The sequence below is a fragment of the Aquimarina besae genome (genome assembly GCF_042434905.1).
In the GTDB taxonomy this organism is placed as follows: domain Bacteria; phylum Bacteroidota; class Bacteroidia; order Flavobacteriales; family Flavobacteriaceae; genus Aquimarina.
Genome location: NZ_CP170199.1, coordinates 1396046 through 1410833, shown reverse-complemented (window position 1 = coordinate 1410833; position 14788 = coordinate 1396046). Strand labels below are relative to the sequence as shown.

Annotated in this window: 5 protein-coding genes; all 5 read left to right on the top strand. The window is 36.5% G+C overall.

Annotation, left to right across the window (positions count from 1 at the left end; genetic code table 11):
* Positions 1-110: 110 nt before the first annotated feature.
* The gene (locus tag ACE94K_RS06065) at positions 111-2588 is read left to right on the top strand and encodes a hypothetical protein (protein WP_378181402.1); all 2478 of its coding nucleotides are present in this window, start codon (positions 111-113) and stop codon (positions 2586-2588) included.
* Positions 2589-2731: 143 nt separating this feature from the next.
* Entirely contained in the window at positions 2732-8959 is a 6228-nt protein-coding gene (locus ACE94K_RS06060) for a fibronectin type III domain-containing protein (protein WP_378181399.1), read from the top strand.
* Between the two features lies 1 nt (position 8960).
* The gene (locus tag ACE94K_RS06055; RefSeq protein WP_378181395.1) at positions 8961-9302 is read left to right on the top strand and encodes a hypothetical protein; all 342 of its coding nucleotides are present in this window, start codon (positions 8961-8963) and stop codon (positions 9300-9302) included.
* 4 nt (positions 9303-9306) lie between these two features.
* A complete protein-coding gene (locus tag ACE94K_RS06050) occupies positions 9307-9960 on the top strand; it encodes a hypothetical protein (RefSeq protein ID WP_378181392.1) in 654 nt (217 codons plus the stop codon).
* 10 nt (positions 9961-9970) lie between these two features.
* Positions 9971-14755: a hypothetical protein gene (locus ACE94K_RS06045; protein WP_378181389.1), complete on the top strand. Its 4785-nt coding sequence runs from the start codon at positions 9971-9973 to the stop codon at positions 14753-14755.
* Positions 14756-14788: the final 33 nt, after the last annotated feature.

Genomic DNA, 14788 nt, shown 5'->3' with positions numbered 1-14788 from the left:
CTTTGTATGAATAAGATTACAATTAATGTTAAAGTTCTGAAAGTTAGAATTTTCCCTTTGCTATTTGTTAAAAAAAACTTAATTTCGCCATCCCAAAATAAGCCCCTGTATTGAATAAAACATTACTACACCTACTGGTTTTGCTTACTTTCCCCGTTTTTGGTCAAAATTTAGATCAAATAGGAAAGGCTCCTTTGGTCAAAATAAATGGGGGTATTTCTGCTAATTCTGTGTATTATAATGGAACTGCTAACCGAGAACCCTTCACATATTTCCTAAATGGTAACCTGAATTTCAATATTAGTGGGGTTTACAATATCCCTTTATCATTTTCATACACCAACCAGGATTTCGCTTATAGCACACCTTTTAAAATCAACAGATTAAGTATTCATCCGTCTTATAAATGGGTTGCCACTCATATTGGAGATGTAGCGATGACTTTTTCTCCCTACACAGTTAGTGGTCATCAGTTTACAGGTTTTGGAACTGATCTAACCCCAAACGGACCTTTTAAGATCAGCGCATTGTATGGAAGGTTTTTGAGGGCAACAGAATATAATTCAGCAATACCCGAAGCATTACCTGCGTACAAAAGAATGGGATATGGATTGAAAACCTCCTATGATTTTAATAGATTTAATATAGGGCTGATCTTTTTTAAAGCTAAAGATGAAGCTTCTTCACTGGATATACCGATTCCTGATGATTTAAACATTGATCCAAAAGAAAACCTGGTCATAAGTCTGGAATCATCTGTAGAAATAACCAAAGGACTAAATTTTAATCTGGAAGTGGCCCAAAGTGCGGTCACCGAAAATCTGGAAGATGAAGAAACTGACTCCAATGCTAATGTACTAGGATTTCTAATCAAAGAAAGAGCATCTACCGATTATTATACCGCTTTTAATGCAGACTTGACTTATTCCTTCGGAAAAGGCAGTCTTGGCGTTGGCTATGAACGTATCGACCCAAGATACCGAACCTTTGGAGCCTATTTCTTTAATAATGATCTGGAGAACATCACCGTAAATGCAACGCAGGAATTATTTAATAATCGGGTTTCCTTGGCAGTTAATGCCGGCTTACAAAGAGATGATCTCAGAAACGAAAAAGAATCACAATCTAACAGAATCGTAGCTGCTATAAATGCTACTGTAAAGGCATCGGATCGATTAAATATCGCTGCTGCTTACTCTAATTTTCAATCCTACACTAATATCAGAACGGCTTTTGATGTTATTAATGAAACAGATCCTTTAGAAAATCTGGATACGCTGGATTTTAAACAAGTATCACAAAATGCTTCGCTTACTCTTGGGTATGTCCTTTCGCAAAGCAAACAAAAACAACAAAACATTGGATTAAACCTAACCTATCAGACAACCAAAGACGAACAGGGAACTGCAGATGCCACTAACAATAAAACCGATTTTTATAATGCAGGAGCAAATTACTCAATTGCGTATCCTGAACGTGCCTTAACAATTAGTGGAGCTGTTAACGCCGCTTACAACGTGATTGAAGAAAACGATGCATTAACTTATGGACCTACCCTATCAATAAATAAACAATTTTTTGACAAAAAACTGAGAACCGGATTTTCAGCTTCGTATAATGAAAGTCTTGCCAATGGAGATTCTCAGGGAAATGTTATGAATTTTAGGGCAAATGCAGGTTATGTGTACAAAGAAAAACACAATCTCAATCTTAATGCATTGGCACTATTTCGTAATACCGCAAATACTTCAAATGCTAATGACTTTACAGTTACATTAGGATATAGCTACTCTTTTGATGTAAAAAAGATAGACGTTCGTTTCAAAAGAAGAACTTCAGAAGAGTCTAATCAAAAGTCAACAGACACGCTTCAGAAACTAGAAGAGAAACTGAAGAAAGAAAAAAATGATCAACAGAATTATTTTCGATTCCGTTACAGAGGAGAAATTTATGACAATAATGCATATGGGGTTGCGGATCAGATTGCATCGATAGCTCAAAAAGAGTATTATGATAATGAAAATGCTTTTGCCAAAGAAAAAATGAAGGCATTATTCTCAGAACTAAAAGAAAAAGCCATAACTGATGAAGATTTTAAGAATCTGGCCATCGATTTTCTGGATAGCATTTATATGCGTAAAGATTACATCCCTGTTTATCAATCCCGTTTACAATCTGTTTTAATCGGTTTGCAAACAGAGTTGAAAAACAAAGATCAAAAAATGAAGGATGTGTATGCGAAGACAAAATTCGAACTAGAAAATCATCCGCTCCATACTCTTAGCCAGGCCGAAAAAAATAATGCTTCAGAGGAGGAACAGTTTGAGTACATGAAGATGGCCACAAGATATAGAGTAGAAGGAGAAAAGTTTGAAGCGTATCTGTTTTTAAGAATTGAAATTGACAAATTACTGAATGGGAATACCCTGGTCAAGAGTCAACCTCATTTCCAAAAAATAAAAGAACTCACTCAGGAACAAACCTTTGGGATATATACTGAAGAAAAAGATTTAGAAAAAATTAACATATATTTAGAGGAACAAATTATCATCTATTTTGATGAACAGTACCGGAAATCTGATGAATAGATCAGAAATGTCAGACTGAGCCTGTCGAAGTCAATATGAAAAAGGAAACTTAGATAAGCTTCGACACTTGCCCGCATTAGGAGGAAGCTTAGCTTGACAACAGAACTAAAAACAAAATAGATTATAATTCCCCAAAATAACCTATGAAGAAACAACTACTTATACTCATAACATTGGTACAGGTAACATTTGCGTTAGCGCAAAATTTTCCTGTTCGTGTGACTCCGCAGGCTATTCCACCCTACCCTACCAATTTATCGGGATATGCCAATTCGGGAACTATGAATAGCCCATTAAGGGTTCAATTGGTGTTAAACGATGTTACTGCTTCAAGTAGAGAAGTACGATTATCAGTTTCTATTGAAGGCAATGGATTAAACGCTAGCAGCGCGCCTGTAGTCATTGGTGCCCCAACACTGATCCTGGATGGAGGAATCCCGTTAAACCTTACGATTGCAGAACTAGCACCTTATTTTGAACAACAAAACTTGCAAGGAATCTCTTCTGTACAGTATAATAATTCATTACCTGATGGTTCTTACAGATTCTGTTTTGAAGTGTTTGATGCTTTTAACGGTAACAGATTATCATCCCAAAGTTGTGCAACTGTATTCCTGATCAACAATGATCCTCCATTTCTAAACAAACCGGATAACGAAGCAAAAATTTCAGAACAAAATCCTACCAATATTATTTTTCAATGGACCCCCAGGCACATCAATGTTCCTAATGTATCCTATGAATTTAGTATTGTAGAAGTCTGGGATCGTTATATGGATCCACAAGCCATATTTTTGGCATCCCCACCTTTATATCAGGAAATCACTACGAATACCAGCTTATTATATGGTCCAATCCAGCCATTATTACTGGCCGGAAAAAGATATGCGTGGCGGGTACGTGCTTTTGCCACCAATAATGGCGAAGAAGTTTCGGTATTTAACAATAATGGAAATAGTGAAGTTTTTTGGTTTGATTACCAGGCCAACTGTCAAATCCCTACAGGAATTCAGGTACAAGATGTAAGCATGACCAATGCTACGATTAGTTGGGTTAGTCATCCGGAACACTTAGATTATACAGTACAATATCGTGAAGCCGGGAGTAATCGCTGGTACAGCAAAACAACTCCCAGAGATTATGTGACCGTAGATGAGTTCAAACCGGATACCATATATGAATATCGGGTTGTAGGTAATTGTACTCAAAATAGTTTTGGAGAATCCCCTATAGAAACCTTTAGAACATTAAGCGAGGAACTAGCCGAATATGCGAATTGTGGTATAGATCCGGATCCGGTAGACCTTTCCAATCAGGAACTACTTACGACACTTTATGTCAACGATGTATTTACTGCCGGTGATTTTCCTGTCTATGTTAAAGAAGTTTCAGGTTCTACTAGTTTTACCGGAGAAGGCTATATCAGCACGCCTTGGTTGGCAACCGTTCGTATTCCGGTAAAATTCCAGAATATCAAGATCAATACCGATATGAAACTGGTCGATGGTTTTGTAGTGACCACCTATGATCCTAATTGGGGAAGTATAATTGATGGTGATGTCATTATTGAAATCATTACTGGAGATGATGGCGATACCCAAGTGATTACTGTGGATATGGATATCGATGAAATACAAATCGATGAAAATGGTAATATCATTTTGATAGGTGCTGATGGAACCGTTTCTGATCCATTCGATGGAGGTAATGATATTATATTTAATGGTAATAATAATGAACAATGGCGCGTAGATGCCGATGGAACAATTACTCAAGGTGAACAAGCAGAAGGTGGTCCTGCCACACCAACAAATACCAACGGTATCTCTAATAGTGGTGTCAATGAAATTACAGCAAGTGGCGTTATCGTAACTTTTAACAATACCAATGGATATTACAGCTTTGATACCGTGCCCGAAAATGCAGGAGGTTCTATAGCCAATGCGTATGATAAAGTACCTGTAACCAGTGGTGGCGAATACTACATTCCGTATAAAGCGATTGCTGCCCTACCCAATCGCCCTACAGATTTTATAACTGCAGAGGTGTCTTTTTCTAACGACGATCATACCGCTTCTGATATTATTTTTAAGACCCAAGAAGGTACCAAAATACAAGCCAACTGGCAAAGTGATAGTACCACAGCAACTCTTTCATTGCAAAAAACTTTTGATTTTGCAAAACAGCAAATCATTGCCACGGTAAAACCAAAAGACTCAACCGCAAAATATACGGTGGCAGGAGCCACTAATTTATGGCATTTGGCCAATCAGGAGGTTACGGGTATTAACGTACAATTGATCTCGGTAAATGGCGCAAGTTTATCCGGTATTGGGGATCGTATTAATGAGATCTATAATCCTGCAGGAGTTCGATTTAACGTTACTTCTGCTACGCCAATAACCGTCACAGATACTGAGTTAGATGTAGGTGACAGTAGTTTACTATCGCAATATACTGAAGGTGAAAAAGCGTGGATCAGCCAGTTTAAGGCATTACCCGGCTACAAAAGAGACACCTATTATTTATTTGTAACAGACATCCCTCCTTCTGACTCCGATACAGAAGGTTTTATGCCGCTGAAACGACAGTTTGGATTTGTATTTGCAGGTGATGACAGAGGAAGAACGGCTGCCCACGAATTAGGCCATGGAGTATTTGGGTTAGAACATCCGTTTACCGAATACAATACCACCGGAACCACTAATTTATTGATGGATTACGGCACCGGTATCCAACTATCTCATATGGATTGGGAAAAGATGCACGCTCCGGGTATTCAGATCTATTGGTTCCAAGGGGATGAGGATGGGGAGTTTAATGCAACAGAATACCTAACAGGGAATGCAGTAGTTCCCGGAACATTCAATCAATATGCTAGCGTTAATACTAATAATAGTATCTCTTTCATCTCTCCTGCAGGTAAAGTTTTTTCTATTCCCATCAATGCTCAGGATGTTACTTTCCATCGAAATGGTTATTTATTTGCATTTACCGTCGAAGAAAATGGAAAACTAGAAAGATATGTGGCTGCTAGAGGACGTAAAAATGGTCAGGAAGTGTTTATGGGCTATTTAAAAAGTTTAGGCAAAAGTGACACTTGGACTCAAAGAGCCTTCCAAGACGATTTTTCTAGATATCTAAGTGATAAGGTTATAGTACACTTAGGAAAGCTTAAAAGAACGTCTGAAACTTGTGGTATAGATCTTTATAAAAAACAAAATTACACAAACACCGTAGATAAAGATAGCTGGAACAGCGGAGGTCGAGAGGAGTCACTAATAAAGGAAAGTCTAGTTGGAGGGCTTGATCCATATGAGAAAAACATAACAAGTCCAGATGCTTGTGATTTATGTCCGGATGGAAATAAGTTTTTTAATGACTTTAGTTACTTAGTAAAAGATGAAGAAGATAGAGAAGCCTTATTTGGCATTTCTAAAATGGTTTGTTCTACCGGAGAAGATAAGATTGATTACAACATTTTAGTTGCGCAACTAAACAAAGACTTTCAAGAAGAACTTAGTGGAATTTTTTGGGGGAGTAAAAAGGCGTTTTTTATTAAAGCAAGAGAGAAATTCTGGGAACAGAATAATGCTTTGGCGCTTTATCTAAAAGCCATCCAAAAAGTAAATACAAATATTTCTTCCTATCAGGAAAAACTAAATACAACCGCAACTAAAGAAGACTTTTACGCTGCTTTGTATTATCTAAATAATGAGTTCATCAACTCTTTAAGTTACGATGAAATATATGATTTATTAGAATTCATATTTAAAAACAATGTATTTATATCCGAAGGTTTCTTTTCCATTGTTAATGACGATGTTTCTTTAATTGAGAAACTATTAAATTCATTGAATAATGATGAATTAAGTCAGTTAATAACATCAGTGCTTACTGATCAAGACATTTTTAATGATGAAATTGACAAAGAAAAGCAGCGATATTTCATGTTTGAGATTATTAATGCTACAACAAAGGAATCACTTTCTTCAATTGATCTTACCCTTAAATTAATGGTTTTAGAAATGTTGCTTGAAGAAAGTTTGAGTAATATGTTTGGAAATAATGAAGATGCGATTGTTACCAAAGTAGTTTCATCGGTTAAAGGGGAAGAGGCTCAGGATTTCTTTATCGAATTAGAATCTTCTGAAAATTATAATATAGATGGTAAACCACTATTATATAATCTAAAAACTAAACTAAGTGATTTTCTAAATGATGATAGTTCGTATACAAAATTCTTTTTAGAATTAAATAGATTATCAAACGCAATAAATAAATCCAGTAACGGTGAGCTGGACATTAAAACAGCAATTACTTGGGATGTTAAGCAGCGTGACTTTGCCTTAGTTGCATTTGTTGAAAACAGAAATGATTACAAATTTCAATACAATAACAATACGCACAAAGTAAGCATCAAAAGATGTGTTGAGTTCGAATATACCTATGATGCACGTACAGACAATATTCAAAAAACTTGTAAACAAGAAGAATACTTATTGCCAGAAGGAAGTTCTCCATTTGACTTAGTTGGAGTATTAATTCTTAATGATGTTTCACCCCTGGCTAGTGACTGTAGGGATGGAATTGGCAAAAATGAACTATGTGGACAACTATTAGTAGTTCCTGCTATATTCATTGATTATCTCAATGAAAATGTAAATACGCGAAGGTGGAAGAATTTAGGCTGGAATGTATTCAACGTTACCATTACTGTAGTAACATTTGGTGAAGGGGCATTAGCCATTAAAGCAATACAAGGAGCAGCAGCAGGAACCAGAGCTTCTGTTACATTCCAAAAATCGTATCAATTACTGGATTTTGCTTATACCGCTGCTAATTTAGGATTTGGGGTTACTCAAACTGGCCCATCTGAATGCCAAAACTTATCAGATCCAGATGAAATCAAAAAATGTGAAGAAAAATGGAAGGAATGGAATTACATAGGTTTGGCATTGACAGCTAAGTCTGGTTTAGATCTTACCGAAAATATAATCAAAGCAGCTGTTAAGCTTAAAAACCTTTCCAAAGAGGAAATTAAAGAGTTCATAGAAGCAATTAGGTTAAAAAAGTATAAAAAAGCAGTTTCCGAAGATGAAGTAGGAAAAACTTTAGATGAACTAGAAGACTTAATCTATAAAAATGATGATTTAAAAAGAAAATATGAGAGTCTTTTAGCTGCTTCTAATACAGATATACCTTCTTTCAAAACAAAGTTCTTAGAAAAACTTAACGGATATTCCGACAATCTAACCGGATTAAAAAATTGGGTGAGTCAGTTGGATGAGGCTAGTGCATCGCTATTACAAAAATTAGATAATTTAGGAGATGATATTGTAAAATTTGGAAATGATTTTGATTTCAATAACACAAGTTCTGTTTCTAAATTTATAGATGATCCTTATCTTGTAGATGCTTGGAAAGTGCTGAAAGAATTCCCTACGATTAGAGTTAAGGAGGGCAACATCGAAGTTCTTTCTCGAGTTAGTGGAAGATTCCAGTATAATAACAAAAACTCCTTCGAAGGTTTAGATGACTTATTTAACGGGAGTTCCGCTAGTAAACAGCGATTAATTGATGGGCTTGCAGAAGTTGATAGAATATTTGCGGATAAATCACTACCCGTACGATTTAGTGGAATCAAAAAGGGTGAGGTAAAAGTAAACACTATAGATGGAAAAGGCGAGGAAATTGCCCGTTATATCGACGAAGAAATCAAACTGGTCAAGAAAAAGTTCCTAGAAACGGGAACTGCAAAAGGAGAATACGAGGGAACAGATATTCTTCAGAATGGTAATGAGGTTGGGTTTAAAAAACTAACCAATGAGGTCGATGATACTTGGAAATACTTTGACCCGGTAGGATCAACTGGAAATTCATATTCTGGAAAAGACCTAGAGATAAAATATACCGAAGGTTCAATGGCCGAGTTCGAAAAAGGAGTTAAATACCTTAATGAATCACAAAGGTTAGAATACGAGGTATTCGTTCAATATGATAGGATTGTTGACTCAAATGGCAATCTTGTTAACACTAAGGGTAGTGTTGAGATTAGAAACGACGGATTATCCTATGATACTGATAAAGCAATTTTTGTTATGAGTGAAAATGGAAAGATTTATATATCAAAAAATAGAGCCTATGGAGAATTCCATCATTCAAGCTTCTTGTCTGGCGAAAAAATTAGTGCTGCTGGTGAAATAACCATCGAGAATGGAATTATAAAAATTATCTCCAACGAAAGTGGTCATTATAAACCAAGTCTAACAATGGTTAAAAGTAATATGTTAAAAGAGCTGAATGACCGTTCATATTTCTCTGTTGGGGATAACTCCGAAGAAACCATTCAATTTATATCAGGATTTTAATATGATAGAGCGTAAAAAAAATCTAATAGGAATTTTATATCAAACCTATAATACACCTTTGAGCAGAATAAATACACTCAGAGATTACTACAATACATTCAACAAGGTGAATATCCAAAATTTAGATAAACAAAGATTTAAAAATATACTAGATGAATTGAATTGGGCTATTTCAAATCCAGACTATGACTTTAATACAATTTTACAAACAGATTATTCCAATAAAGAATTATTAAAGTGGTTTAAGATATATCGAAAAAATGTGGTTTTTATCTTAGAAAATTATGAAAAAGGGAAATACACTCTAACAGCCCAAGATGTCCCAAGAGATTTAGAACTCTAAACAAATGAAAAACCTATTGGATTACATATTAAAATTTGGTTGTTTATTTACTTTAAGCATATTTCTGGCGCTTAAGGTTGGACCTTATTTTATATGTTTAAAATCAATAGAAAAATCTAAAATTAAAGAATACGAAGGTGTTGAGGAATTAAGATTAACACTAATTAATCCTATTGATGTAAACTATATAAAACTTAATGTTCTGTTATCTGATAATAACACATATACCAAAATATATCGGTTAAAAGATAACAAGCATAAAGAATTATTTGAATTTTTGGAAGAACAAAACATAAGTATATCAAATCTTACTATTGATACATTTCCAATAGAAGTGCCTAAGAAAAAATTAAATCAAATTGACAAAGTACAAATGCATGCCGACGGCAGCAATGTAATTAATAAACTGATTCTAAATAATTATTATCTCGTTGGTCAAAAGGGTTCCATTTTCAAGAATGTGTCATTTATTATCCTGGGCGTATTTTTTATACTATTAGGTCTTTTACTTTTTTTCTCCAGCATTAACCTTTTAGTAACAAATATTAAGATTTATAGAAGAACAGGAGAAATCCCAAAACTATGGAATACTATAGATAGCAAAATAGAAGCTTGGAAATACATTCTAGGAAAAAATAAAACTAAAAAAGACTTATAAAACCCAAAATATGAAACAATACTACCTACTATTGTTAATACTACTCCTGGCTTTTCCTGTATTGGCAAGCACGGGAGAAGGTGACTCCAAAAAAGAAACAGCCAAAGAAACAACTACTCCGGTGCTGCCACCTATTATGATGAGTCGTTCTTTTGCAGCGTTGGATCTTAAAATTGAAAAAGATATAAAGACGCTGGTAAAAAGTTCTGAAGGACAGGATTTTTGGCAAAATGAGCTATATGATCGTTTTGAAAGTGATACCACAGCCAATAACCTAAGAGCCAAAGCAGAAGCGGTGATCGATGAACTGATCGAAGGAGATAAGTTTTTAGAATCTTTAAAAGAATATCTAACCGGGCAACAACCTGTAACCTTACCCATCGGAATCAAGAAAAAAGTAGGTAATTCTGATTTCATAATGGGCGTAAGTCAGATAAAGATTGGTAAAGAGTATTCTGAGTTAGAAGTTTTTGTAAGATTACTACTCCCTCAGGTAGATGATACCGGTAAACGTCGTCAGTTATTTTTTGGAGCCAGCGGAGTAAAACTTTCGCATAAAGGTGGTTTGTTTGGGGATGCAGATTTGGTATTATTAGGAGATGTAGGTATACCATTTCAGGGAAAAGAAATTATGATGGTACTCAAAGGAGGTTTTGATCTGCAAACCGGGGATTTAAACAAAAAAACCTATGTAACCATTGACTGTGATGGCTTTAAAGAATTGGGATTAGCGGTAGATGTAGAATTTTCCAGAAACAAATTGTTGCCCGTTACAGCAAATAATAAAGTAGACAACTCCAAGATTCCCGGCACCAACCGATTAAAAAAGGTAACCACTAGTTTTGAATTGGTAGCCAGTGACTGGAATGATATTTTGGTAGAGATCAATATGCCACGATTTCAGGTGCCTTCTCTAAAAAATACCATTTTTGAGCTTAATACCGCCATCTTTGACTTTAGTGACCTTAGGAACTCGCCCAATATGCAATGGCCTAAGGATTATCAAAAAAACTATTTGATAGCAGGTGAAGAAGATTTATGGCGTGGTGTCTATGTGCAATCTGTCACGATCGTATTACCCGAGCAATTTCAAACAAGAGATAGCAATAAACGTATCAGTTTTGGGGCAGAAAAACTGTTGATTGACAACAATGGAGTCTCCGGAAATTTCGAGGCAGAAAACATTCTCCCTATTAATGAAGGAAGTGCGGACGGGTGGCAATTTTCTGTAGATCGACTGCAACTTAATTTTGTAGCAGGAAGCCTTTCCGGAGCCGGATTTGGTGGGGCCATGGTCTTACCGGTGACTACAGAAACAGTTTCAGGAACCCAAACAGAGAAATACCTGGATGATAATGGAGATGAAAAAAGTAGGTTAGCAAAAATAGAGTATGAATCAGGTGCCACGGTACTGGTGTACAATGCTATCATAGATCCCCTTAACGAAGAATATGTATTGAATGCAAGTCCCGAAGAAAGTATTGCATTTAATGTATTTCAGGCCAAAGCCACACTAACCGAAAATAGTTTCGTTGAATTGAAATTTATTGAAGGTAAATTTAGGCCCAAGGCCAACTTACACGGTAATATGGCAATCAAGGGATCGAATAGTGGATCATCATCAGCTACAGCAACGGCAGATTTCCAAGGAATTACCTTTCGGGATTTTCAGTTGCAAACCGTAAGCCCGATTATTTCGATCGGTCACGCCGGATACACCGGTGAGGTTCGTTTTGGTAACTTTCCGGTAACCATCTCAGAAATTGGTATCAGAGCCGAAGATAACATAGCCGCCTTGGATTTTACCGTTTCGATCAACCTCATGGGATCCGGAGACGGAGGTTTTGCCGGTGCAGGAAGTTTATCCATCGAGGGAGATCTGAAACAAGGTGATGGATATGAAAAATGGAAATTTAAAAGAATCAAACTCCGACGCGTAGAAATTGCGGCCGACATTGGATTCCAGATAGAAGGTTTTGTCGAATTCAGAGAAGATGATCCTATATATGGTAACGGTTTTGCAGGAATGGTCAAAGCTACCTTTAGTGGTGGAATTGCTGTAACCATTAGTGCAACTTTCGGAAAAACAGACTTTAGATACTGGTATGTTGATGGACTGGTAGAGGGCCTCAATATCGTTATTCCACCGGTTTTTGCCATCACCGGATTTGGTGGTGGAGCTTCCTATCGTATGAAAAAAGAAGGTTTTAGTTCTAATATCGCATTAGGATCTTCCGGGGCACAGTATGTGCCTGATCGAGATTCAGGACTCACCGTAAAAGCCATGATGCTCTTCTCTATCGCTAATGGAGACAGCCTGGTCAATGGTGGATTTGGTTTCGAAATGGCATTTAACAGTAGTGGCGGAATCAATAGGGTCAGTCTTTACGGAGAAGCACATATGCTGCAAATACCCGGATTTGACGATGCCGGAGATGAAATCACAGAAAACTTTGGTGGGATTATTGAAAATGAAGCACAAATGCCGGATGCTGTAGAAAATCAATTAAAAGAAACCGATTTGATTGAGGCTTCCAAAGCAATTTATCCGGCGGTAATGACCGGACAGAAAGGACTGAATGCCTATATGGCGATCGAAATGGATTTTCAGGCAGATACCTTTCACGGGACATTTGAATTGTATATCGATGTTTTGGGTGGTGTGTTCAAAGGTGTCGGACCTGGTGGTCGAGCTGCCTGGGCGGTGATTCATTTCGGACCGGGAGAATGGTATATCCATATCGGAACTCCTTCGGATCCGGTAGGAATCAAAATAGGAGTCGGTAGTGTAGCTTTAACTTCTAAAAGTTATTTTATGATGGGTGACTATATGCCGCCATCTCCTCCGCCTCCTCCGCAAGTGGCAGAGATTTTAGGACTTGATGCAGAAGTATTGGATTATATGCGTGATGAAAATGCTTTAGAGGCAGGACGTGGTGTTGCTTTTGGAGCCAGCCTGGATTTTGATACGGGTGATATGACATTTTTAATGTTTTATGCACGATTTAATGCGGGATTTGGTTTTGATATTATGGTCAAAGATTATGGAGATACGATCTGTAGAGGAAGTGGACAAATTGGTGTAAACGGATGGTATGCCAATGGACAAAGCTATGTATATCTACAGGGATCACTAGGCATAAGTTTCAAGCTATTCGGAAAGAGAAAAAGAATTCCTATAATCGAAGCCGGAGCAGCAACGTTGATGCAGGCCAAGTTACCAAACCCTGTCTGGTTTAGAGGATATATTGGCGGCTATTACAATTTATTAGGTGGATTAGTAAAAGGACGTTTTAGATTTGAAATGCAATTTGGAGAAGAATGCGATGTGGTAAGTGGCGGATCACCTTTGGCTGATATTAAAATTATCGGTGGTATTTCTCCGAGGGACAAAACGAATGAGGTAGATGTTTTTGCAATACCACAAGTGGCATTTAATATGCAGATTGGATCTGAAATTCGGGTAGAAGATGATGATTTTAATGTCAACTATTATCGTTTCAAACTGAATGATTTCTGGATCAAAGATGAACAGGGAAAGATTATTTCCGGAGAACAAAATCTCAATAATAACAATGATTTGTTAAGTTTTACATCAAACGAGATTTTACCTCCGCAAACACCCATGAGCTTGCATGTCTCAGTTACTTTTGAACAAAAAGTAAACAGACAATGGGTACCAGCTACTTATAATGGCGAGGTGCTCAAAGAAGAAGAGACCATCACTTTTACTACAGGTACAGCACCTGATTATATCCCGCAGGAAAATATTGCTTATAGTTATCCGGTTATTGGGCAAAAATACTTTTTCCCAAAAGAATACAATAAAGCCTATATAAAACTGAAACAAGGGCAATCCTATTTGTTCAATTTAGAGGAAGGATGGACACAGCGCGCTTACTTTGCAGATGAAAATGATATGGCCGTAGAGAGCACACTTTCTTATAACGCCGGAGAGAAAAAAGTAACGATTCCGCTACCGCAAATTGAAAATGCTAAAGAATTTACCTTAAAATTATTAACGCTTCCACCTAACGCAACGGCTAGTACTACGACTGAAACCTATACCACTACCGGTAATGGTGAGAATACAGCAGAAATACGAAATGTAAGTATAGAAGGTTTATCAACCAATCCGGATACTATTGAAATGTTGTCCTATGAATTCATTACCAGTACTCATAATACATTTAGGGAGAAAATAGAAAATAAAGACCTCACAGAATCCATACGTGAAATACTTTTTTCTGATGTTCATAAGCTTCAAGCAGAAGTTGCTGATAGCGAAGGTTTCGATATAACCGAATTGATTGGTAGCAAATACTCTGAAAATCAGCCACTTATTCAAGTAGAAGCTGTACTGGATGATGCGTATTACCAAAACGAAATATATCCACTACTCTACAAAAATTATCCGTTAGAAAATAGATTTAGAGTAGATAGGGATATTTCTGAAGTAGGATTACCACCTAAAAAAGGTATGGATCAGCTAACCTGGTACCAAACATTTCTAGAAAACGATATAAATAGTGGGTATCTCAGGGAACGACTACCTCATACTTACAATTTACCTTTATATTATAAATCAGATTTTATTGATTTAAGATATAAGTTGATAAAAGCATATGTAGACTACAACGGAGATTACTTGGATAAAATAGAAAAATATCAAAATATAATTAATGAACCCTTCCCTTATATCAAACCTGGTAATTATAACAGTACTTATAAATACGTATTACCCGGAGGAATTAAAGGAACATCCGCTAATTTTATGTATGTAAATCCAAATTAACCCTTCCACACCTGTCCGCCTATGGAGGACAGG

What these genes read in the sequence shown, in the direction of transcription:
- ACE94K_RS06060 (WP_378181399.1), top strand. Translation starts at nt 2,732, where the DNA reads ATGAAGAAACAACTACTTATACTCATAACATTGGTACAGGTAACATTT.
- ACE94K_RS06055 (WP_378181395.1), top strand. Translation starts at nt 8,961, where the DNA reads ATGATAGAGCGTAAAAAAAATCTAATAGGAATTTTATATCAAACCTAT.
- ACE94K_RS06050 (WP_378181392.1), top strand. Translation starts at nt 9,307, where the DNA reads ATGAAAAACCTATTGGATTACATATTAAAATTTGGTTGTTTATTTACT.
- ACE94K_RS06045 (WP_378181389.1), top strand. Translation starts at nt 9,971, where the DNA reads ATGAAACAATACTACCTACTATTGTTAATACTACTCCTGGCTTTTCCT.